This window comes from Capnocytophaga sp. oral taxon 326 str. F0382, from assembly GCF_000318295.1.
In the GTDB taxonomy this organism is placed as follows: Bacteria; Bacteroidota; Bacteroidia; order Flavobacteriales; family Flavobacteriaceae; genus Capnocytophaga; species Capnocytophaga periodontitidis.
This window is the reverse complement of record NZ_KB291470.1, coordinates 65,249-89,133: the sequence shown is the minus strand read 5'-3', so window position 1 is coordinate 89,133 and position 23,885 is coordinate 65,249. Positions and strand designations below refer to the sequence as shown.

General features: G+C 40.9%; 17 protein-coding genes and 6 tRNA genes. 22 read left to right on the top strand and 1 reads right to left on the bottom strand.

The window, feature by feature from the left end; all coding sequences use genetic code 11:
- Positions 1-82 precede the first annotated feature (82 nt).
- From HMPREF9073_RS14920 to HMPREF9073_RS14810, 22 genes are all read left to right on the top strand, one after another.
- Complete coding sequence (locus HMPREF9073_RS14920) at positions 83-658, top strand: hypothetical protein (protein WP_009414458.1); 576 nt, start codon at positions 83-85, stop codon at positions 656-658.
- Positions 659-883: 225 nt separating this feature from the next.
- A complete protein-coding gene (locus HMPREF9073_RS14915; RefSeq protein ID WP_157453534.1) occupies positions 884-1,420 on the top strand; it encodes a hypothetical protein in 537 nt (178 codons plus the stop codon).
- A 17-nt stretch (positions 1,421-1,437) separates the two neighbouring features.
- Positions 1,438-2,025, top strand: a complete 588-nt coding sequence (locus tag HMPREF9073_RS14910; RefSeq protein ID WP_009414456.1) for a hypothetical protein — start codon at positions 1,438-1,440, stop codon at positions 2,023-2,025.
- A gap of 338 nt (positions 2,026-2,363) precedes the next feature.
- On the top strand, positions 2,364-5,168 hold the full coding sequence (locus HMPREF9073_RS14905) for a triple tyrosine motif-containing protein (protein ID WP_034556052.1): 2,805 nt from the start codon (positions 2,364-2,366) through the stop codon (positions 5,166-5,168).
- Positions 5,169-5,476: 308 nt separating this feature from the next.
- Entirely contained in the window at positions 5,477-8,491 is a 3,015-nt protein-coding gene (locus HMPREF9073_RS14900; RefSeq protein WP_009414453.1) for a TonB-dependent receptor, read from the top strand.
- A 145-nt stretch (positions 8,492-8,636) separates the two neighbouring features.
- Positions 8,637-10,118: a RagB/SusD family nutrient uptake outer membrane protein gene (locus tag HMPREF9073_RS14895; protein ID WP_009414452.1), complete on the top strand. Its 1,482-nt coding sequence runs from the start codon at positions 8,637-8,639 to the stop codon at positions 10,116-10,118.
- 32 nt (positions 10,119-10,150) lie between these two features.
- Positions 10,151-11,695, top strand: a complete 1,545-nt coding sequence (locus HMPREF9073_RS14890) for a PKD domain-containing protein (RefSeq protein ID WP_009414451.1) — start codon at positions 10,151-10,153, stop codon at positions 11,693-11,695.
- 151 nt (positions 11,696-11,846) lie between these two features.
- On the top strand, positions 11,847-13,490 hold the full coding sequence (locus HMPREF9073_RS14885) for a family 16 glycosylhydrolase (RefSeq protein ID WP_009414450.1): 1,644 nt from the start codon (positions 11,847-11,849) through the stop codon (positions 13,488-13,490).
- Between the two features lie 157 nt (positions 13,491-13,647).
- Positions 13,648-15,933 (top strand): beta-glucosidase BglX, encoded by a 2,286-nt coding sequence (gene bglX / locus HMPREF9073_RS14880; protein WP_009414449.1) that lies wholly within the window; start codon positions 13,648-13,650, stop codon positions 15,931-15,933.
- Between the two features lie 128 nt (positions 15,934-16,061).
- On the top strand, positions 16,062-16,250 hold the full coding sequence (locus tag HMPREF9073_RS15770; RefSeq protein WP_157453533.1) for a hypothetical protein: 189 nt from the start codon (positions 16,062-16,064) through the stop codon (positions 16,248-16,250).
- A gap of 410 nt (positions 16,251-16,660) precedes the next feature.
- Positions 16,661-16,734, top strand: a tRNA-Thr gene (locus tag HMPREF9073_RS14865).
- 41 nt (positions 16,735-16,775) lie between these two features.
- Positions 16,776-16,857 (top strand) — tRNA-Tyr (locus tag HMPREF9073_RS14860).
- Positions 16,858-16,877: 20 nt separating this feature from the next.
- Positions 16,878-16,950: transfer RNA gene (locus HMPREF9073_RS14855), tRNA-Gly, on the top strand.
- A gap of 12 nt (positions 16,951-16,962) precedes the next feature.
- Positions 16,963-17,034: transfer RNA gene (locus tag HMPREF9073_RS14850), tRNA-Thr, on the top strand.
- A 65-nt stretch (positions 17,035-17,099) separates the two neighbouring features.
- On the top strand, positions 17,100-18,287 hold the full coding sequence (gene tuf, locus HMPREF9073_RS14845) for an elongation factor Tu (protein WP_009414447.1): 1,188 nt from the start codon (positions 17,100-17,102) through the stop codon (positions 18,285-18,287).
- Between the two features lie 77 nt (positions 18,288-18,364).
- Positions 18,365-18,435: transfer RNA gene (locus tag HMPREF9073_RS14840), tRNA-Trp, on the top strand.
- A 527-nt stretch (positions 18,436-18,962) separates the two neighbouring features.
- Entirely contained in the window at positions 18,963-20,084 is a 1,122-nt protein-coding gene (locus tag HMPREF9073_RS14835) for an Mrp/NBP35 family ATP-binding protein (RefSeq protein ID WP_009414446.1), read from the top strand.
- An 83-nt stretch (positions 20,085-20,167) separates the two neighbouring features.
- Complete coding sequence (locus HMPREF9073_RS14830; RefSeq protein WP_193433084.1) at positions 20,168-20,407, top strand: NifU family protein; 240 nt, start codon at positions 20,168-20,170, stop codon at positions 20,405-20,407.
- A gap of 12 nt (positions 20,408-20,419) precedes the next feature.
- Positions 20,420-20,923 (top strand): hypothetical protein, encoded by a 504-nt coding sequence (locus HMPREF9073_RS14825; protein ID WP_009414444.1) that lies wholly within the window; start codon positions 20,420-20,422, stop codon positions 20,921-20,923.
- Positions 20,924-20,934: 11 nt separating this feature from the next.
- Positions 20,935-21,651: a pyridoxine 5'-phosphate synthase gene (locus HMPREF9073_RS14820; RefSeq protein WP_009414443.1), complete on the top strand. Its 717-nt coding sequence runs from the start codon at positions 20,935-20,937 to the stop codon at positions 21,649-21,651.
- Positions 21,652-21,709: 58 nt separating this feature from the next.
- Entirely contained in the window at positions 21,710-22,735 is a 1,026-nt protein-coding gene (gene fbp, locus HMPREF9073_RS14815) for a class 1 fructose-bisphosphatase (RefSeq protein WP_009414442.1), read from the top strand.
- 102 nt (positions 22,736-22,837) lie between these two features.
- Positions 22,838-22,910 (top strand) — tRNA-Phe (locus HMPREF9073_RS14810).
- 157 nt (positions 22,911-23,067) lie between these two features.
- On the opposite strand, the gene HMPREF9073_RS14805 is transcribed toward HMPREF9073_RS14810, so the two are convergent.
- Entirely contained in the window at positions 23,068-23,745 is a 678-nt protein-coding gene (locus HMPREF9073_RS14805) for an outer membrane beta-barrel protein (protein ID WP_009414441.1), read from the bottom strand.
- Positions 23,746-23,885: the final 140 nt, after the last annotated feature.

Genomic DNA, 23,885 nt, shown 5'->3' with positions numbered 1-23,885 from the left:
GAAAAAGATAATAATGTTCCTAAAAAATCTTTTTGGAAAAGGCAATGGTTAAAAATGCAAGAAGAAATAAAACTTTATCACAATGAAAAATAAAATATTTAATATACTTTTTCTCCTTTTTACTCTAAACCTTTTCTCTCAGGATTTTAAAGATGAGTACCTACGTGTTTCAGCAGAAGAACCTATAAGAAAAAATCAATATACTGTTAAATCAATACACCAAGATGTAAACTACATTTGGATTAAGAGATTTATGGGTAATAAAACAGAAGTGCTCACATTTGAAAAATGCCTTAGCGGATTAGATTTAGTAAAGGTAGAAAATTATAAAAATGAATTATTAGATGGTTTTTATCTCGAAACAGATAACCATTCCTTTGTAAGGAAAGGATATTATAAAAAAGGAAAAAGAAATGGGTATTGGCAAATAAAAGAAGAAGAAAAAGTGTCAAAAGGTCATTATAAAAATGATAAGAAAATAGGTCTGTGGGAAGAACGAGTATTTAGTAATGTAGCAAAAGGAAGATACAAACACGGTAAAAAACACGGACTTTGGACAATAGAAGATATAGATTTGAAAATCATCAATGAAAAAGGACAAGAAGAACGAGTTATTGATAAAGTCTATTACAAAAACGGTGTAGAAGTAAAGAAATAAAAAACTTTTATTATAATAGTACCCTAATTTACAATTATAAATTAGCAATATACCATTGCAACTCAGACAGGTCAGCCAAGTCTGCCTTGTCCTATAACTAACAATAATCCTAAAAAGTGTCTCATTTTCGTGAAAAATCGTGAAATTAGTGGGAGTTTAATATTTTACTGATTGTTAAATAATTACTTACGATGAACTCACGTTAAATATAGAAAAAGAATGGGAATGAAATATCTTATGGCAATATGCATTTTACTCTTGACTCATCTTGTATATTCACAAAAAGATACGATTACTATAAATCAATCTGATATAGAAATTGTAAAAAAACAAGTCTATAATCATCAAGATGTCCGAGGGGGTTATGATTTGATTAAGAAATATATTTCAAAACAGACGAACCAACCACTAAATGGTTTTTATAAGGTAATTGTAGAGAAGCATTGTTTTTATACACTGTATTTTCAGCAAGGTTCAAAATCTTTGAATGAAGCCGATAATTTCAATTTTATTAGATATTACAAAAATAATAAGCTATATAAATTAGACGTTTTTCTACCGCTCTCTTTTACAAGATTGTATTACTATTCTGTAGAGAATTTTGATTGTAATTTAAAAAAGATAGATGTAAAAAAGAAATATATATACGATGATTCTTTAGTCTCTTCCATAAAAATGAAGCAGAGTAAGAAGAAAGATAAAATTAAGTGGAAGTATAAAAAACAAAAGTTTATTTTCCTTTCTAATGAATTGTGTTTGTGATTTTTGCGTAGCTAATTATGAAAAGAATATTACTTAAATTAACACTCATTTTAGTCCTCACTTGTTCTTGCAATAGTTTAAAAAACAAATGGGAATTATACCACCTTGAGTTTGGAGAAAATATAAAATCTAATACCAACCAATATGGTTTTGTACTAAAGAAAGACTCAATGGAAAAGTTCTATGTTAAAATGATGAAAGGCAAGAAAAAGTATGTTTTATTGACCTTTCGCCCTAATGGAAAAACATTGCGTTTAGTGAAAATTGAAAATTACAAAAATAATAGATTAGATGGTTTTTACTCAAGTAATGATAACCCTATAGATTCAGCAGGAATTTATAAAAATGGTAGAAAGCACGGTTTTTGGTCGTATGGTAATGATATGGGGGAAGGTGAAGAAGGAAGATATAGAAATGGTCAAAAACACGGGATATGGAAAGAATATACCCCCTTTATTACAGCAAAAGGAAAATACAAACACGGTAAAAAACACGGACTCTGGACAATAGAAGATGTAGACTTGAAAATCATCAATGAAAAAGGAGAAGAAGAACGAGTTATTGATAAAGTCTATTACAAAAACGGTGTAGAAGTAAAGAAATAAAAAACTTTTATTATAATAGCACCCTAATTTAAAGTCAGTTCAATATAACAAAACACCATTATACCGATTGTATCATAATATATTCACAAAATAATTCACCGTTAGGTGAAAATTCGTGAGATAATAAAAAGAGTTTTATGTAATCTCAATTTCGTGAAAATTCGTGAAATTCGTGGGAGATTATTAAATATTTCTTACGTCAAACTCACGTTAAATTAGCAATATACCATTGCAACTCAGGCAGGTCAGCCAAGTCCGCCTTGTCCTATAACTAACAATAACCCTAAAAAACATCACAATCCGCGGGAAACTAAAAACATTAAAAACCAACAACTATGATGCGTAAGCGTGTTTTTCTATGTATTTTGATAAATTGGTGGGGGATGATGATACACGCACAATTGTTACCTCCTATCTATAACTATACCCCTTCTGAATACAAGGGGGAAAGCCAAAATTGGAAGATATGTCAAACTGATAACAAAAATATATATTTTGCTAACAACATAGGTCTCTTGGAGTTCAACGGAGTAGTGTGGCAGCATTACCCTTTGCCCAACGGAGCCATTGCACGTGCAGTAAGTGCCAAAGGCAACACCCTTTATACGGGAGGTTTTGCTGAGTTTGGCTATTGGCAACCTAACAAATTCAACGAACTGCAATACACCTCTTTAAGCCGCCAATTAAACCCCGCCGATATAGAAGACGAAGAAATATGGAAAATTATTTTTTCCGATCGCTGGGTATTGTTCCAATCGCTGCATAAAATCTTTATTTATGACACTCAACAACAGCGTTTTAAGATAATTAGCGCTACTCATCATCTACCTAAAATCTTCAAAGTAGGTGAACATATCTATTTCCAAAAGATGAAAGAAGGCTTGTTCAAACTCGTCAATGGTGAAGAAGTGTTAGTTACCAATCACCCTCTTTTTCGCGAACATATCCTCATCAACCTGCTTCCTCAAAAAGAACACTTTCTTTTCGTTACTCAAGACAAAGGAATTTACGAAGGTACGCCTACTCAAATTGAAGCGTGGAAAGTAAGCGCTTCTCAACTGATTAACACCCTCAACATATATAGTTGCGAACGACTAAGCGACGGATCATTGGTGTTGGGAACTATTGCTAAGGGCGTGTATAGAATTTCTGCTAAGGGCGAGCTCTTGGAGCATCTGCAACAAAAAGAAGGCTTGCAAAACAACACAGTACTCTCTATTTTTGAGGACAAAGAACACAATGTATGGCTGGGGTTAGACAATGGTATCAGTATGGTGAATTTCTTTTCACCTTTCCGTTTGTATAAAGATTATGAGGGGATACTCGGAGCAGTCTACACCTCCATTGTACACCAAGGAACCTTGTATTTGGGTACCAATCAAGGATTGTTTTACACCCCCTTCCCCTTGCAATCGAATAGTAAATTCAGTCTTGTTGAGGGAACTAACGGACAGGTTTGGCAACTGAAAGTAGTGGAAAATACACTGTTCTGCGGTCATAATTCGGGTACGTTTATTATAGGAAACCACCAAGCTGCCTCGATATGTAACCTATTGGGTACGTGGGATGTAAAACCTATAGCAGGGCACCCTAATTGGCTCTTACAAGGCAATTACGAAGGCTTGCATTTGCTCGAAAAGAAAGATGGGCGTTGGCAGTATCGCAATAAAATAGAGGGATTCAACGTGTCGAGTAGATTTTTTGAGTTTATCTCACCTACCGAACTATTGGTGAGCCACGAGTACAAAGGGGTCTTTCGCTTGCAACTGAATGATGATTTTACCAAAGTAACCCAAATACATAAAGAAACTTCTGCCCCAATAGGGCGCAAGTCGGCAATTGCTAAATTCCGTGATGAGATTTGGTATTTCACCGAAAAAGGCTTGTTTAAATATAACACTACAACCCATAAATTTGTACAAGATGAAGCCCTTACACAGCAGCTGTTCCACCAAGATAGTTACCTATCGGGCACCCTTGTGCAAAGTAAGGACGAGGGCTTGTGGGCGTTTACCCAGCACAATATCGTAAAGATAGCACAAGGCAAACTCGATAGTGCCCCTCAGCTGAAAAAAATGCCCCTCTCAGCATCGTTTCGCAAAGACCTCGTTGGCTATGAAAATCTTTATGAATACCGCGAAGGCGACTGCTTGTTGGGTACCAGCACGGGCTTTATGAGCTTTGTGTTCAACCAAGTAACCCATACCCCCTACGAGGTGCATATAAACCACATCAGCAGTAGTAGGGTAGAGGGGGCTTTGCGTGCCATCGCTATAGATACCAAGGAAATAACCTTCAATAACACCGAAAATAACTTCACTTTTAGTTATAGTGTACCGTCCTATTGCGGTATGTTCCCCTCAGTATACCAATACAAACTCGAAGGACTCTATGAGCACTGGAGCGATTGGAGTGAAGAGGCTACTGTGCGTTTTGAAAATCTGCCTGCTGGCGACTATACTTTTTTGGTAAGAGCCAAAGTAGGTGATGCTCTCTCACCTAATACCGCCTCTTTTCATTTCGTGATTCGCAAACCTTGGTATGCCACTAATGCGATGATAGTCTTTTACATTGCACTTCTATGCGGATTGCTCTTGGTGGTGCATCGCGTGTATAGAGTGCATTACAAGCGTCATAAGAAAAAAGTAGAGCAAGAAAAAGAAAAAGAACTCGCCCTGATGCAATTAGAGAACGACCGCACCGTGATGCAACTCCGCAATGATAAACTCCAAAGTGAAGTAGAGAGCAAAAACCGTGAACTTGCGGCAACTACTATGAGCATAGTGCGCAAAAACGAACTGCTGATGAGTATCAAAGAGGCTCTTTTGAGCAGTGGTAATGGCAAAGAAGTGCTACATATTGTAGACGATAATATCAACAGTGAAGGTGATTGGGAACATTTTCAAGAAATTTTCAACCAAACCGACCGTGATTTTCTCAATCGTCTCAAAGCCCTCCACCCCGATTTAACCCCCAACGACATCAAACTGTGCATTTACTTGCGATTGAACCTTTCCAGCAAAGAAATAGCTCCATTGCTAAATATCTCTACCCAAAGTATAGAAATCAAGCGTTATCGCCTCCGTAAAAAGATGCTTTTAGAGCGCAATCAAAACCTTACCGATTATATTTTAAAACTCTAAAAGTCATCGCAAACTTTACCAAAGATAGTTTTAACATTCTATCACCTATACATTACCTATACAACTCCGTTTTTTAACACTTTCTTTTACCTGTTTTTTACCTTTACACTCACTTTGTAAAATATTTATAAATATACTATAATACAATCAATTAAAAAATGAAACTTATCAATAATCAACTATACAAACCCCAAAAAATAGCCCTTGTATATTTTTTGTATAGGTAAAATCTTTTGCGTGTTGAAAAATTGCGTTTATCTTTGCGCTGTAATTAAAACATAAACCAAAAGAAAGGAAAAGCAATATATATGAAAACATTTTTCTTACCTATTCTACTGTTTTTATGTACAAGTTTGGCAATGGCTCAAACTTATCGCATAAAAGGAAATGTGAAAGACGCTACGGGTACCCCTATGATAGGTGTTTCAGTAGTGGTCAAAGGCACTACACACGGTGTCTCTACCGATTTTGACGGGAATTTTACCTTAGAAAATGTCAAAAAAGGTCAGTTGTTAGTTTTCTCTTATGTAGGCTACACTACCCAAGAGAAAATGATAGCCAATGGCAATCCGCTAAATATCATTTTGGAAGAGGATACACAAACCCTCGGTGAAGTGGTGCTTATTGGCTATGGTACTCAAAAGGTAAAGGACGTAACAGGTTCTGTATCGGTAGTGGATGCTAAAACTATCAACGACCTCAAACCGGTAGATGCTGCTACTGCCCTACAAGGTACTACCTCAGGGGTGAGCGTAAACAAGGCTTCGGGTTCACCTGGAGGGAAGATAAACATTCTCATTCGCGGAGTGAGTTCTAATGGTAGCAACGAACCTTTGGTAATTATCGATGGTTACGAAGGGGCACTCAACAGTATCAACCCTGAGGATATCGAGAGTCTTACGGTATTGAAAGATGCGCAAGCAGCTATCTATGGTATCAAAGGAGCCAATGGGGTAGTGCTCGTAACTACTAAGGGGGGACGTAAAAATACACCTTTGGAAGTGAAAATCAGTTCGTATGCAGGTATCCAGCAAACTACCAAAAAGTTGGATTATATGAACGCTACCGAGTATGCTGCCTTGCTCAACGAAAGTTATGCAGCCAACGGTCAGCCATTACCTTTTGCTAATTTAGCTTCTTTAGGTAAAGGTATTAATTGGCAAGATGAGGTCTTCAAAAATACGACAATTTCCGATGTAACTGCCAGCATCTCTGGCGGAGGAGAGAAATTCAGCTATTACTTTGGTGCTTCTCACCTCACTCAAGACGGTATTGTCGCTCCCGAAAAATCTAACTTCAAACGCAACAATGTGAAAGTGAGTTTGGGTGCCGATATTTCTTCAAAACTCAAGATGAACTTCACTGCTAATTATTACAACAACAAGCGCAAAACCATTGAGGAAAACGGTTTGGGAGCAGTGCTCTTCAACGCTTTGAACTTCTCACCTACCTATAAATTAGACGATGAGGATTTAACAGGTTTCTTGGGTAATGAGGTGATCAACCCTTTAGCACAGATTAAAAATACTTATAATCAGTACGATGGCAATGGTTTAGAAGGTAACTTTCAGTTGAGTTATAATCTTATTGAAGGTTTAGACCTCACTTCACGCATCGGTTTTAAAACCTATAACGATGAGAAAAAAGATTTTCAACCGCTGAGCTTCTTTGGTACGGGCAAAATCTTCAACCGTAGCCGTAGTACGGTAACTCAGGAAAAGAATGAAACACACGCTTATACGTGGGAAACTTTTGCTACTTATAACAAAACTTTCTGGAAAAACCATAACACTTCACTCACTGTGGGTACTAGTGCGCAACGCAACTGGGGCAGTGGACTCAGCGCTACAGGTTACGATGTGCCTAATAACTCTTGGGACTTTGCCGATATAGGTCTCACCACAGGTACGAACAACAGCAAAACTGATAACTCGTATACGAACGATTCGCGTCTTACCTCTTTTTTTGGTCGTTTGCAATACGATTATAAGAGCAAATACCTCCTGTCAGCAATGTTGCGCCGTGATGCTTCTTCAGACTTCCCGAAAGATAACCGTGCCGACTTGTTTTCATCAGTAACAGCAGGTTGGAAAGTATCCGACGAAAGTTTCCTAAAAGACAGCAAATGGATAGACTTCCTCAAATTGCGAGGAAGTTACGGTACGCTGGGTAACAATGCCGGTAAGAATCTCTATAAGGCAATTTTGAACGGGGAGGCTGTGTACGTGTTCAACGGACAGATAGTGCGCGGAAAAGCTGTAGGCAAATTGCCAAACCCAAGTGCCAAATGGGAAGTAGCCGAAAAGTTAGATGTCGGTTTTGACTTCAATACACTTGGCAACCGCTTGTCGTTAGTATTCGATTATTTTATAGAAAACCGCAACGATTTGCTCATCTCTAATTTCCCTGTCTCAGGGATTATAGGAACGGCTGCACCAGGGGCTTCAAACCCTACTGTGAATGCAGGGAATACCCAAAATAAAGGCTTTGAGGTGGCGTTAGGTTATAAAAGTGATGTAACCAAACCTTTTTCTTGGGGCTTTAACTACAATATTACTCGTTTAGACGGCAAAGTGGTATCAATCAATGGTGATGTGATTCCTGAGGGAGGAGCGTTCAGCGTCGGTCAGTTAGCGCCTGCACGTATGGAAGTAGGGCAACCTATTGGTTACTTCTACGGTTTGCAAGCCGATGGTATCTTCCAAAACCAAGCTGAGGTAGATGCACACCCTTCACAACTCGCCTTAGGAGCTTCTGCCAAACCTGGCGACATCAGGTATAAAGATGTGAATGGCGACGGAGTAATCGATTTTAAAGACCGCACTTATTTGGGTAAACCTACCGCCACTTACTATATGGGCTTGAACCTCAATGCGAAGTATAAAAACTTTGATTTCTCGACCTATATGTATGCCGAGCTCGATAAAGAGATGGTGCGCAACTACGAGCGTTCACAACCTAACGTAAACCGTCAGCGTTTGTATCTTGACCGTTGGCGTGGTGAGGGCACTAGCAATAGCACACCTCGTGTAACTACGGGAGCAACTACTAATAATCTGTTCTCAAGTTTCTTTGTAGAAGACGCCTCTTTCTTGCGCGTTCAGAACATACAGTTGGGCTATTCGATTCCTGCATCGGTATTGGAGAGTGTGAAGATGAAGAGCTTCCGCGTATATTTTTCAGTAAACAACGCCTTTACGTTCACTAAGTACAAAGGTTATGATCCTTCAGCGACCTCTGGCGATGCCATTGGTGGAGGTATTGATTACGGCTTCTATCCACAAGCCCGTCAGTTTATCTTAGGATTTAATACCTCATTCTAAAAAGTCGTTCCATCTAACAGCGAAGCCACCAATCTCATCAGCGTAAGCTGAAATTCGTGTAAATTCGTGCGATTCGTGGGCGAAAAAACTATCAGCATAAGCTGAAGTTTGTGGGCTGTTCTATAACATATAAAAACATAAACAAATGAAAACGATACACCACATACAAAAATGGACAGTAGGGCTAATGCTCCTCGCCTTTGCCCTTGCTTGTTCCGATGATTTTCTTGACAAAACCAAACAGTACGAGATAAACTCCGAAAGTTACTTCAATTCTAAAGAAGATTACCAAAATGCGCTGATTGCATCCTACAACTTGTTGCATTCTACGTATATAAATGTATTGATGGGCGAAATTGCCTCCGATAATACCCTTTGCGGAGGGGAAGGAGCATCGGATGTAATAGGCTTTCAGCAAATAGACCAGATGATTCATACTCCTGTCAATGCACAACTCAAAGACTTGTGGGACTGGATGTTTGCTGGTGTAAACCGCACGGCTTATATCTTGGAATTCCAAAACAAAACAGCCTTTGAGGGCAAAGAGGTGATCATTGCCGAAACACATTTCCTTCACGCTTATTACAATTTTGAACTCGTGAAATGGTTCGGAGCAATTCCTCTTAAAGAAAACAAACGCTTTGAACGTGGTGACGAACAAAAAATACCTCGTTCCCCTGTGAGTGAGGTATATGCTTCTATTGAAAAAGACCTTTTGGCAGCCATTCCTCACTTGCCTACAACACCACCCGACGGACAAGTAGGGCGTGCAACCAAAGGCGCCGCTCAAGCGCTACTCGGCAAGGTGTATTTATACCAAAACAAGTTTGCCGAAGCAGCTCAAGTATTAGAAACCGTGATACACAGCAATACCTATTCTCTTGTAACCGACTATGCGTCTATCTTTGAAAAAGAAGGTGAAAACGGGGCTGAATCAGTATTCGAGATACAATACACCGATGCTGAAGGTGCGAGCTTCGACTGTTTGCAATGTAGCAAAGGGAATGTAGCGGTAGGGTTTAACAGTATCCGCAACTACAACGGTCCTGTGTTCGATTCTGGCTATAGTTTCAATGTGCCTGTGCAAGAAGCTGTCGATGCTTTTGAAGCAGGCGACCTCCGCAAAGATGTTGCTATCTTGGATATCGTAGCGTGGGCAGCAGCGAACAACGCTACTTATGCCGAAGGTTACAAACATACAGGCTATTTCAATAGAAAATATATTGCTCGCAAAGGCGACCTCAATACTCCCGACCAAAACCTTACCAACCCTAATAACTATCGTGCCATTCGCTATGCCGATGTACTCTTAATGGCTGCCGAAGCGCTCAACCGTGGTAATATCAGCGATGAACGTGCTCGTGACTATCTCAACCAAGTGCGCAAACGTGCCTTTGGCGATGAAAATCATAATATTACGGTTTCGGGTACTGCCCTTACCGAAGCAATATGGAAAGAACGCCGTGTAGAGTTCTTAGGTGAAGGCTTGCGCTTTTTCGACTTAGTCCGCACGGGTAAAGGTACCGAAATACAAGGCTTTACTGCCAATAAAAACGAAGTCTTCCCCATACCCCACGAAGAAATTCGTTACGCCAACGGCAATTGGCAACAAAACCAAGGATATTAATGACGAACCTCTTACCTCTTATCTAAATTAAAATGAAAGCACTCAAAAACCTCATAGCACTACTGCTCCTCATTGGAATGGTAGCTTGCGAAAAAGATAAGGACGATCTCAGTTTCGTCCAAAATGCCACAGCTCCTACCGATGTCTCAGCTAAATTTCAGGTGAGCACTGATAACTCAGGAGCTGTAACCATCACACCAATAGCTACGGGAGTAACCTCCTATAAGGTCTACTTTGGCGATAGCACTGCAACTCCCACTACAGTGAAAGCAGGTGGTTCGGTAACACACACTTATGCTGAAGGTAGTTACCAAGTGAAAATAGTAGCTGTGAACATCGCAGGCAAGGAAGCCGAAGCGACTTTGCCTTTAGAGGTGTCGTTCCGCGCCCCTGAGAATGTAGAAGTAATCGTAGCCAACGATCAAGCGGTTTCTAAGAAAGTGAATGTAACGGCTAAAGCTAACTTTGCGATTACTTACGATGTGTATTTCGGTGAAAGCGCTGATGAAAAACCGGTATCTGGTAATATAGGTGAAGTTGTTTCACATATTTATAAACAAACAGGTACTTACACCCTTACGATAGAGGTGAAAGGTGCTGGCAAACAAACTACCAAAGTACAAAAAACGGTACGAGTAATTGCTTTGCAACAGCCTACTACTGCGGCTCCTCAACCTCCAATTCGCAAAGCACAAGAGGTTGTTTCGCTTTTCAGCGGACGATATACCAATGTGGCAGGTACCGATTTCAATCCTAATTGGGGGCAAGCCACTGCCTACAACCTCTTTAAGTTGGGTACTGATGAAATCTTGCAATACGCTCACCTCAATTATCAAGGTATCCAATTTGCCCGAGAAATCGACCTATCGGCGATGGAGTTCTTGCATTTAGACGTTTGGACTGCCGATGCTACAGCTTTAGATATCTATTTGATTAGCAAAAGCACAGGCGCTGATGGTGAGAAGTTTATCAAAAAGACCCTCACTGCCGATAAGTGGACAAGCATCGATATTCCGCTAAGCGACTACACCAAACAAGGATTTGTAATCACCGATGTACACCAAATCAAATTAGTAGGACAAGGTACAGTATTTATTGATAACTTATATTTCTACAAAAAATCGAATACTGTGATAATCGAAAACTTTGAAGGTACAGCTCCCGAATTTACTACCTTTGGCAATATGGCAAATGTAGAAGTAGTAGCCAACCCTAAAAAAGTGGGTAATACTACAGCCAAAGTAGTAAAAATGGTGCGCACCAAAGGTTGTGAAACGTGGGCAGGCGCGTTCTTCACTTCCGAAAGTTTGGATATGAAAAGTCACAAGGTATTGAAGCTAAAAGCCTTGTCACCTAAAACAGGTATTGTTGTAAAAGTGAAATTAGAGGGAGCTACTAGCAATGAAGCAAAAGAAGTAGATGCTCGCATCACCAAAAAGAACACTTGGGAAGAACTTTCTTTTGACTTTACAGGCATTGATACCAGCGCAAAATATACTAAAGTAGTTGTTTTCTTCGACTTTGGTGAAAAAGGCGATGATACCACTTATTACTACGATGAAATACCACTTAAATAACATCAGATCGATATAACAGAATATTGGTATACCGAGCTTTGTAACATAATATATTCACAAAATAATTCCCGTCAGGTGAAAATTCGTGAGATAATAAAAAATTGTTAAATAATTACTTACGCCGAACTCTCGTTAACTAAATTGAATAGAAATGAAAACCTTAAATCTTTTAACCCTATTAGTTGCTTTTGTCTTTATAAGTTGTAAAGATAAGCACGAGTTTGGAGACCTTACACCTCCTTCTAATGTAAATGCCTCGTTCAGTATTGTGGGGGCTGATAACACTCATCCTCACGGCGACGGCACGGGCTTGGTGAACTTTGTAGTAACCGCCCAAAACGCCATTTCTTACCGTGTCGATTTCGGCGATGGCAAGACCGAAATGGCTCCCTTTGGTAAAATCCAACACCGCTATACCAAAGTAGGTACCAACAAATTCACAGCGGTAGTAAGTGCTGTAGGTGCAGGAGGCTCTATGAGTTCTGTGTCTTTAGAATTGGAAGTATATAGTTCCTTCTCCGATGCTGAAGCTGAAAATATGCTTGCTGGTAAGAATGTAGGCGATACTAAAACTTGGTATTGGGCTGCCAATGTAGCGGGATATGCAGGCTTAGGCCCTCAAGAAAGTGGCGATAATGGCGAATATGGCTACCCCGCTTGGTGGCAAGCAACACCATTTGACCCTACTCGTACTTGTATGTTCGAAAATTCCTTTATCTTCACCCGTACAGCTAATGGTATTACCTATAAACAAACTGCCAACCACGTGTTCATACCAGGAGCTTATGCTGAGGTGTTAGGTGTAGCTAAAGACCAATGTCACGGCACCGATGTAGTACCTACGATTACAGGTGAGAAACAAGTGTCCTTCGTGCCTTCTACTTCTAAAGCCGCTACCCAAGGTAAGTACGACAACAAAGCCTATCGCGGTACAGCTATCGAGCTCTCCAATGGTGGTATGCTCGGTTGGTGGGTAGGAGCAAGCACTTATGATATCATCAGCCTTACCGATACACAACTTGTCGTACGTGTAATGCAACCTAATAGTCAGTTTGCTTGGTATCACATTTTTACCACTATCAAACCTTCCGAAAATAGCTTTACGAACCTTGTGTGGTACGACGAGTTTAACAAAGCGGGCACCCCCGATGCGACCAAATGGACGTATGATTTGGGCAAAGGTAGCAATGGTTGGGGTAATAACGAGTTGCAAACATACACCAAAGACCCCGAAAATGTGAAAGTTGAAAACGGTGTGCTCAAAATTACTGCCAAAGCCGATGGCAGTGGAGGGTATACTTCTGCACGACTCAAAACTGCAGGTTTGTACGGCTTCAAATACGGCAAAGTGGAAATCAAAGCCAAATTACCTGCTGCCAAAGGTACCTGGCCTGCAATGTGGTTCTTGGGCAATAACTTCGCTACCGACGGCTGGCCTAAATGTGGCGAAATAGATATGCTCGAACAAAAAGGTAATAAAAAGACCCATATTCTCGGCGCTTGCCATTGGTACGACACCGATAACAACCGTCAGGGTGATTACGACAAAGAAACTGAATTTGCAAACACTTCTGCAGATTTTCATATTTATACGATGACGTGGACAGAAAAAAAGATTATCTTTGCAGTCGATAACAAGAACTATTTCGAAATGGACAACAACGCTAAATTGCCATTCAATCAAAAATTCTTCCTCATCCTAAACGTCGCAATGGGAGGAACATTGGGAGGTCAAGTAGCTAATAATTTCACCGAAGATAGCCTTGAAATTGATTATGTGAGAATTTATCAGTAAATACTATCGCAAACTTTGCCAAAGTTAATAGTTGTGATAATCAATCACTCTTGCAGTATGTTGTGTAGGGGCGTATTGTATACGCCCACGTGATATATCATTTTTGTGTAAATTCGTGAGACTCGTTTTATAGCGAACTCACCTTAAAATAAGTTTTATGAAGAAATTAATCTGTGCTGTTACTGTCTTATTTGCTGTAGTAGCTTGTAACAATTCGTCAAAAACCGACGATAAAACCCCTGTAAAATGGGAGTCCTTCAGTGGCGATAAAAACATCGAACGCAAGGTAGATTCTTTGTTAGCACTGATGACCTTAGAGGAAAAAATCGGACAACTTACTCAGTTTGCCGCCAATTGGGATGTTACAGGCCCCGTAATGTCCGATGACTTTCAGCCTTATCTCGAAAAAGGTCTCGTAGGTAGTGTGTTCAATGCTGTTACCGTGCCTGGAGTGCGCAAATTGCAGGATATAGCTGTCAAGAAAACTCGCTTGGGTATCCCTATTCTCTTTGGTTACGACGTGATTCACGGTTATAAAACCATATTCCCTATGTCGCTTGCCGAAGCCTGCTCTTGGGATTTAGACCTAATGCGCCAAACCGCTGCTATTGCTGCCGAAGAAGCTGCTGCCGATGGCATCAAATGGACGTTCGCCCCTATGGTCGACCTCGCTCGCGACCCACGCTGGGGGCGTGTGATGGAAGGCGCTGGTGAAGACCCCTTCTTGGGAAGTGAAATCGCCAAAGCTCGCGTACAAGGTTTTCAAGGAGGAACCGACTGGCATTCGCTTAGCAAAACCAATACTGTCTTAGCGTGTGTAAAACACTTTGCTGCCTATGGTGCTGCCGAAGCAGGACGCGACTACAATACTGCCGAGCTCTCTCAGCACACCCTTTGGAATGCCTATCTACCACCTTATAAAGCAGCAATTGATGCAGGAGTGGGCACCGTAATGGCTTCCTTCAACGAGGTAAACGGTATCCCTGCAACTGCCAATCACTACCTAATGACCGATATCCTTCGCAAGCAATGGGGCTTTAAAGGCTTTGTAGTAACCGATTATACCGGTATCAACGAACTGGTTCCTCACGGTGTTGCGGTTGATAATAAGCACGCTGCCGAGTTAGCAATCAATGCTGGTATTGATATGGATATGACAGGCGCTAACTTTATCAAGCACCTCAAAAAATCAGTCGAAGAGGGTAAGGTAAAAGAAGAGACTATCAACACCGCTGTACGCCGTATCTTGGAAATGAAATTCGTATTGGGCTTGTTTGACGACCCTTACAAGTTCCTCGATGAGAATCGCGCCAAAACAACCCTTATGAAACCGGAGTTCTTGCAAGTAGCCCGCACTGCGGTTGCTAAATCAGTGGTATTGCTCAAAAACAACGCCGAGGTATTGCCTATCACTCCCGATATGCCGAAAAAGGTAGCCCTTATAGGCCCTATGGTAAAAGATTCTATTAACCAAAATGGCGAATGGCAAGGTCGCGGCGACCGTGAACTCAGCGCTTCTCTTTTCAAAGGATTACAAGAAGTGTATAAAGATAGTAAGGTGCAGTTTAGCTATGCCAAAGGTTGTACACTTACCACCACTACTTCTGCCGATATAGCCAAAGCAGTAGCTACAGCACGCGCTGCCGATGTAGCAGTGGTAGCCTTAGGTGAAGATTATAACTGGTCTGGTGAATCTGCTTGCCTCACCGATATACGTTTGCGTGCTCCTCAACGCGAATTGCTCCGCGCCCTCAAACAAACAGGCAAACCTATAGTGTTATTAGTGTATAGCGGTCGTCCGCTCGACCTCAGTGAAGAAAGTGAATTAGCCGATGCTATTTTGCAAGTGTGGTTCCCTGGTACCCAGTCAGGTTATGGTATCGCCGATGTATTATCAGGTAAGTACAACCCTTCAGGGCGTTTGGTGATGAGTTTCCCTCGTAATGTTGGGCAAGTGCCTATCTATTACAATCACAAGAATACTGGTCGCCCCGTTGATCCTAATAACCCAACAGTTGATTACCGTTCTAAATATGAGGATGCGCCTGTCACACCACTCTATCCTTTTGGTTACGGATTGAGCTACACCACCTTTAATATTAGTAATGTACAGCTCAGCAGTGCCACCCTCAGCAAAGGAGGTAAGATCACTGTTACAGCCCAAGTAGCCAATACCGGCAAGCGCGATGGTGAAATAGTAGTACAGTTATATATTCGCGATTTGGTAGGTAGTGTAACCCGTCCGGTGAAAGAGCTCAAAGGCTTCCAAAAAGTGGCTCTCAAGGCAGGCGAAAGCAAACAAGTGCAGTTTGAAATCACCGAAGACCTCTTAGCCTTCTATAACGCCGATTTGAAAAAAGTAACCGAACCCGGCGCTTTCAAACTCTGGGTAGCCCAACACTCCGCCGATAACAGCAACGAAAAAGATTTTGAACTAAAGTAGATTTTTTTTCTTTCATTATTGCTAAACTTTGCCAAAGGTTTTAATAGCTTATCCTGCTACACCTTTGGCAAAGTCTTTTTATAAACTGACTATTCAGCTCACAACCTATCCCTAAAATAAAGAGAAATATGAGAAGTAAAGTAATATTTTTCAGCTCCCTTATAATAATTCTTATAGCACTATATATCTATAGTTTTATAGAAGATATAAAATCTTATGATAGTTTTAGCTTTTTGTTAGCTAAAGGTTTTTTAAAAACAATCCCACTGGCGCTAATTATCGCAAAATGGCTAAAAGAATTCAAAGAAAATAATTGAGTTTTTTCCGATCCTTTCCAAGAGTACTCAGTGCTCCCACAACTCCCACTGCTCCCACAACTCCCACCATCTTTTTCCGGCTTGTCCCCCTTCGGGGGTTCGGGGGCTCTCCCACCATTCCCACAACTCCCACAACTCCCACCGCTCCCACCACTCTCACCCCCTCCCATCGCTCCCACAACTCCCACTGCTTACACCATCTTTTTCCGGCTTGTCCCCCTTCGGGATTGTCGGCAATTGCCGAGTAAGTGAGTCAGCGCCTCTCCTAGATTCTCATCCCACACCTCCCATATAGCCCATCTGATTATCAATATCTTAAAAAATATTTTACCAAAAATCATAAAAAAATCTCTCAAAAATTTTGGAGGTTTCAAAATTTGTTATACTTTTGCGCTCTGTAAGACAAAAACGCCGGCATAGCTCAGTTGGCCAGAGCACGTGATTTGTAATCTCGGGGTCGTGGGTTCGAATCCCTCTGCCGGCTCAAAATAAGTACATATTTTAATAGTTTAAAATTTTTTACTCGGGGAGATACTCAAGCGGCCAACGAGGGCAGACTGTAAATCTGCTGGTTTTACCTTCACAGGTTCGAATCCTGTTCTCCCCACTGTCATATTTTTATTTTTTGCGGGAGTAGCTCAGTTGGTAGAGCGTCAGCCTTCCAAGCTGAATGTCGCGAGTTCGAACCTCGTCTCCCGCTCTTTTTGTGTATGCTGATGTAGCTCAGGGGTAGAGCACTTCCTTGGTAAGGAAGAGGTCACGAGTTCAAATCTCGTCATCAGCTCATATTATCTTTTGTACACACATCAAACACTCATTTATATAACTAAGATTTAAAATTTATTTAAAATGGCAAAAGAAACATTTGATCGTTCCAAACCCCACTTGAATATTGGTACAATTGGACACGTAGACCACGGTAAAACTACTTTGACAGCCGCTATTACTAAAGTATTAGCTGACGCTGGTCTTTCAGAAGTTCGTAGCTTCGATTCAATCGATAACGCTCCAGAAGAAAAAGAACGCGGTATTACCATTAATACCTCTCACGTAGAATATCAAACAGCTACTCGTCACTACGCACACGTTGACTGTCCTGGCCACGCCGACTACGTGAAAAATATGATTACCGGTGCTGCCCAAATGGACGGCGCTATCCTCGTAGTTGCCGCTACCGACGGACCTATGCCGCAAACTCGTGAGCACATCCTTCTCGGTCGCCAAGTAGGTATTCCTCGTATCGTTGTGTTTATGAACAAAGTTGATATGGTTGATGACCCTGAATTATTGGAACTCGTAGAACTCGAAATGCGTGAACTTTTGAGCTCTTACCAATACGACGGTGATAACACTCCTATCATCCAAGGCTCTGCTCTTGGTGCTCTTAACGGTGAGAAAAAATGGGTTGACACTGTACTCGCCCTTATGGACGCTGTTGATAAATGGATCGAACTTCCAACTCGTGACGTAGATAAACCATTCTTGATGCCTATCGAAGACGTCTTCACTATTACTGGTCGTGGTACCGTTGCTACTGGTCGTATCGAAACTGGTGTAGCTAAAACAGGTGAAGCTGTTGAAATCATCGGTATGGGCGCTGATAAATTAACCTCTACTATTACTGGGGTTGAAATGTTCCGCAAAATCCTCGACCGTGGTGAAGCTGGTGACAACGTTGGTTTGTTGCTCCGTGGTATCGACAAAAAAGACATCAAACGTGGTATGGTAATCTGCAAACCAGGTTCTGTAACTCCACACGCTAAATTCAAAGCTGAGGTGTATATCCTTTCTAAAGAAGAAGGCGGTCGTCACACTCCATTCCACAACAACTACCGTCCTCAATTCTACGTACGTACTACCGACGTAACCGGTACTATCCACTTGCAACCAGGCGTTGATATGGTTATGCCTGGTGATAACGTAACTATCGAAGTAGAATTGTTGCAACCTATCGCTCTTAACGTAGGTCTCCGTTTCGCTATCCGCGAAGGTGGTCGTACAGTAGGTGCTGGTCAAGTAACTGAAATCCTTGACTAATTTCTAACTTAGAATTTAAGTTATAACAATCATACAAAAAAGTTTTGGGTTCTAAAAGCTCAAAACTTTTTTAAAATACGGGTGTAGTTCAAGGGTAGAATAGCGGTCTCCAAAACCGTTGATGGGGGTTCGAATCCCTCCACCCGTGCTGTAAAAATCTAAATAAACTTTGTCAAAGTTCCAAAACTCTGACAAAGTTTTTCCTTTTTCACCGCTCCCACCCCTCTCACCATCTTTTTCCAGCTTGTCCCCTTTCGGGGGTTCGGGGGCTATCTCCCACCGCACCCTCTATCTGCCCGTGCAGTTCGCACTAAAAACCGCTAAATGTTTTGATAATAAATAAAAAAGTTATATCTTTGCCTTTCAAATAAAGAATCATTAGCTCAGATTTCACATTAGAACATAGGTTAGCTGTTTTGTATCATAATCCGTGAAATCCAATAGAGATAGCTGTCAATGCCCATACAAAACTTTTGTAACGAAGATAGGTCGCTTCACTTTGCTAAAGTTGATTACTTTAATAAAATCAGTAGCTTTTTAGGTATGCCGTAGGGGCGATTTGCAAATCGCCCTCTAAAAAATAAGCTATTTAAATTATTTGACTATAAAACAGAAATAAAGAATAGAAATAAGAGTGTAATAAATTCTTACCTCTTACCTCTTAACTAAAAACAAATGAATATTCAAAAAAAAAATGTATTAGAAGCGCTTCGCAAAATTACCGCTCCTGGTGAAGGAAAAAATATGGTCGATAGTGGCGCTGTACAAAATATAGTAGTATTTGGCGATGAAGTAGTAGTAGATGTAGTAATCAATAACCCAAGTCTACAAGCTAAAAAACGCACTGAAGTAGAAGTGATGAAAGCCATTCACGGCGAAGTACACGAGAAAGCCAAAGTAGTAGTGAACGTGAAAGTCATCGCCCCCGAAGTGCCCGAAATCAAAGGAAAACCTATACCAGGCATCCAAAATATTATCGCTGTTGCCTCAGGCAAAGGTGGGGTAGGGAAGAGCACCGTAACTGCCAACTTAGCTGCCGCTCTCGCCAAAATGGGCTTCAAAGTAGGCCTCCTCGATGCCGATGTCTATGGACCCTCTATCCCTATGATGTTCGATGTAGCAGATAACCGACCTCAATCGGTGGCTATCAATAGCAAATCTTTCATTCAACCCATAGAAAACTACGGTGTAAAAATCCTCTCTATTGGGTTCTTTACCAATGCCAATCAGGCAGTAATATGGCGAGGCCCTATGGCGTCCAAAGCGCTTAACCAACTCATTTTTGAATCCTATTGGGGAGAACTCGATTTTCTCCTCATCGACCTTCCTCCAGGAACAGGCGATATTCACTTGAGTATTATGCAAGCATTGCCTATTACGGGTGTCGTAGTAGTGAGCACCCCCCAAAAAATAGCCCTCGCCGATGCCCGCCGTGGAGTAGCGATGTTCAAACAAGAAAATATCAATGTACCTGTATTGGGGATTGTAGAAAATATGGCATATTTCACCCCAGAAGAATTGCCTAACAACAAGTATTACATCTTTGGCAAAGAAGGCGCTAAAAACCTCGCTGCCGATTTGAACGTGCCTTTCTTAGGCGAAATTCCCTTAGTACAAGGCATACGCGAAGCAAGCGACGAAGGCCGACCCACAGTGCTACAAGATGGTACTCCTCAAGCAAATGCCTTTCGTACTTTAGCTCAAGAGGTCGTGAAAAGTGTCGTAGAACGCAACGAAACACTACCTCCTTCCGAAGCTATCAGAATCACCAATACCGCAGGATGCAGCAGTAATTAACAATAAAAACAATAATTAATAATTAAACAGACAATAATAAGCAACAACATACTTGTTACCTGTTACTTGTTACCAATTACCTGATAAAAATGGAAGAACTTAAACAAGAAGTGATAAAAGCTTTAGATAAAATACGCCCCTATTTGCAAAACGACGGCGGCGATATTACTCTCGTTGATATCGAAGACGGAAAAATCGTAAAAGTACGCTTAGAAGGTACTTGCACCAACTGCTCCGTCAATCAAATCACCCTTAAAAGCGGTGTCGAAATGACTATCAAAGAGTATGTACCTCAAATCGAAAAAGTAATCAGTGTAGAATAAAACCTTAGTACTATGGCAACGAATAAAGAATCGCGTAAAGAATATTGGAAACGCAAGTGGCTTAGCAAATACCGTTTGATAGTAATGGACGATAGTACCTACGAGGAAAAAACTTCCTTCCGATTGAGCCGTCTCAATATCTTCGTCTTTGGTTCTCTCTTTGCCTTTGTACTCATTGTGCTCACTACAATACTGATTATCTATTCCCCTCTGCGCCAGTATATCTTAGGCTATACTGCCGTCGAAAACAAACGCGAAACTCTCGGACTGCTCTTCAAAGTAGATTCCTTAGAGCAAAAAATCCAAGATAACGACAAGTATTTAGCCTCTATCAAAAAAGTACTCGTCGGTGACCTGAAACCTCAACACGATAAGGATACCGCCAGCTTCAACATCTCCGACCCTAAATACGACCCCAAAGCTTATAGGGTAACCCCTAATAAACAGGATTCTATCCTCCGTCAAGAAGTAGAACAACAAGAGCAAGAACAGGAAATAGAACCTACAAACCCTTAAAAACAGAATTAATGACAAAATTAAGTGTAAATATCAACAAAATAGCTACCCTGCGCAATGCACGCGGTGGCAATATGCCCGATTTATTACAAGTAGCCAAAGATGTGCAACGCTTTGGCGCTGAAGGAGTAACTATCCACCCCCGCCCCGATGAACGCCACATCCGCTATCAAGATGCCTTCGATTTGCTAAAAGTAATAACTACCGAATACAATATCGAAGGAAATCCCATCCCTAAATTCATCGACTTGGTCTTGCAAGTCAAACCTACCCAAGTAACCCTCGTCCCCGATGCCGAAGACGCAATCACCTCTAATGCCGGATGGGATACCATTAAACACAAAGATTTTTTAACCGAAGTAGTAACTGAGTTCAAACGCAACGGTATTCGTACCTCACTATTCGTAGACCCTGTCGAGGCAATGGTAACTGCCGCTGCCGCTACCGGCACCGACCGTGTAGAACTCTATACCGAAGGCTATGCAAGTGCCTATGCACACGGTAACAAAGCTGCTGTTGAACCCTATGTAAAAGCTGCCTTAGAAGCTCAAAAAGTAGGCTTAGGACTCAATGCAGGTCATGACTTGAGTTTGGACAACGTAAAATATTTTAGAGAGCAAATACCTAACCTCTTAGAAGTCTCTATAGGTCACGCACTTATTTGCGAAGCTCTTTATTTAGGTTTAGAAAATGTAATCCAGCTGTACCTTGGAAAATTAGCTAATTAGCAAATTTTCATAGAGCTCGCACTAAATTAAGAAACTAATACATTAACATATCAACAAAATGAAAACACATCTTACCTTAGGGGAGTTCATCATCCAAAATCAGAAGGACTTCCAACATTCAACTGGCGAACTCTCACGTTTGCTGAGTGCTATTAAATTAGCCTCTAAGTTAGTAAACCGCGAAGTAAACAAAGCGGGACTCGTTGAGGATATTTTAGGTGATATGGGCAAAGAAAATATCCAAGGCGAAGTGCAGAAAAAGTTAGACGTTTTCGCTAACGACCTCTTTATCCGTGCCCTTACCCAGCGCGATGTAGTATGTGGCATTGCTTCCGAAGAAAACGAATTTTTTATTCCCATTGCCTCTTCCGAGAACAGCCCTAACAGCAAGTACGTTGTGCTCATCGACCCTCTCGATGGCTCTAGCAACGCCGATGTAAATGTAACTGTCGGTACAATCTTCTCTATTCATAGACGCGTAACTCCAGTAGGGACTCCCGTACAATTAGAAGACTTTTTGCAAGAGGGTAACAAGCAAGTAGCAGCAGGTTATGTGGTCTACGGACTCTCTACAATGCTTGTTTATACTACCGGTCACGGGGTAAATGGCTTCACCCTCGACCCCTCTATCGGTACTTACTACCTCTCTCACCCTAATATGCAGTATCCTAAAGATGGCACAATCTACTCCATCAACGAAGGGAATTACGTGCATTTTCCACAAGGAGTAAAGGACTATATCAAGTATTGCCAAGCCTTAGAAGGCGATCGCCCTTATACTTCGCGTTATATAGGCTCCTTAGTCTCCGATTTTCACCGCAATATGCTCAAAGGTGGTATTTATATCTACCCTTCTGGAACACGTACGCCACGTGGTAAATTGCGCTTGCTCTACGAATGTAACCCTATGGCATTCCTCACCGAACAAGCTGGTGGTAAAGCCTCCGATGGCTATACGCGCATTATGGATATCCGTCCTAAAGAACTTCACCAAAGAGTACCTTTCTTCTGCGGATCAGAAAATATGGTGAAAAAGGTAGAAGAATTTATGGCAAAATATCCTAATGACAAACTTGATTATTAGTTAGTTATAAAAAAGATGGTAAAAAACTTGCAAAATATTCACAAAATATTTTGCAAGTTTCAAAAATAGTACTACTTTTGCAGCCGTAATGATAAAACAACGGGTACCTTAGCTCAGTTGGTAGAGCAAAGGACTGAAAATCCTTGTGTCCCTGGTTCGATTCCTGGAGGTACCACGAGATCTTCTTCATAGAGGAAATTTTTCATATTTTTAAGGATTAGGAATTGCAAAAGCCTCAGCATTCGCTGAGGCTTTTGTTATTTAGTACTTTGTCAAAGTCCTTAATTGCCCGTGCGGCTCGTACCTTTGATAAAGTATAAGTATGTTTGTTATTAGAAAATTCTGTACCCTACCGAAATACTGAATACTTGATTAGAAGTGCTTTCTGAGCGGCTGGGTAGTATATCGGTGAAACCTATACCGTATTGAATACCCGCTGTAAAACGCTTGATTTCTACGCCTGTAGCTAAGTTAAACCCTATATCAAACGGACGTAAATCATCTGAGGTACTGTTACCAATAATTAATGAATGACTGTTTCTCACAGTGTAGTCTATTACTTTTTTCTTCTTGTAGTGCGTCCACTCTTCACGTGAATTACCCCACAGAGCAGCTGCTACATAAGGTCCTGCTTTCCACAATAAGTTTACTTTTCGCAACTTTAAGCGATAGCCCGCATAAAAAGGCATCTCTAAATAACCATAACTGTAATGTCTTTCACTTAGGAATCTCTCTTTCTCTTCTTTGTATTTATACTTGTAAGAATGTCCTTTGGTGGTGAGCAATAACCCCGATTCAAGATAGAATCCTGTAGGAAAATTTACACTTGCCAAAGCTCCCGTGTGAAATCCTGGAGTGATTGACCTTTTACTGTCGTAAGTATCTGAATAATAAACTCCTGCAATGTTCAAACCTGCCTTTACTTCTAATCCCATTTTCACTTGTGCGCACAGAGGACTCATAATTCCCAAAAGCAGGGCTACCGCCAAAAATAATTTTGTTTTTCTCATTGTATAATGTTTTTAAAAATTTACTAATTTTAAAACTACAAAGCTACAAAAATAATTGTAAACCACAAAATTAAAAGTCTCAAATCGTATTTCCGCCTCTACAGGCGCTGTCCCAAAAGTCTAAAAATCGCTTTTGCATC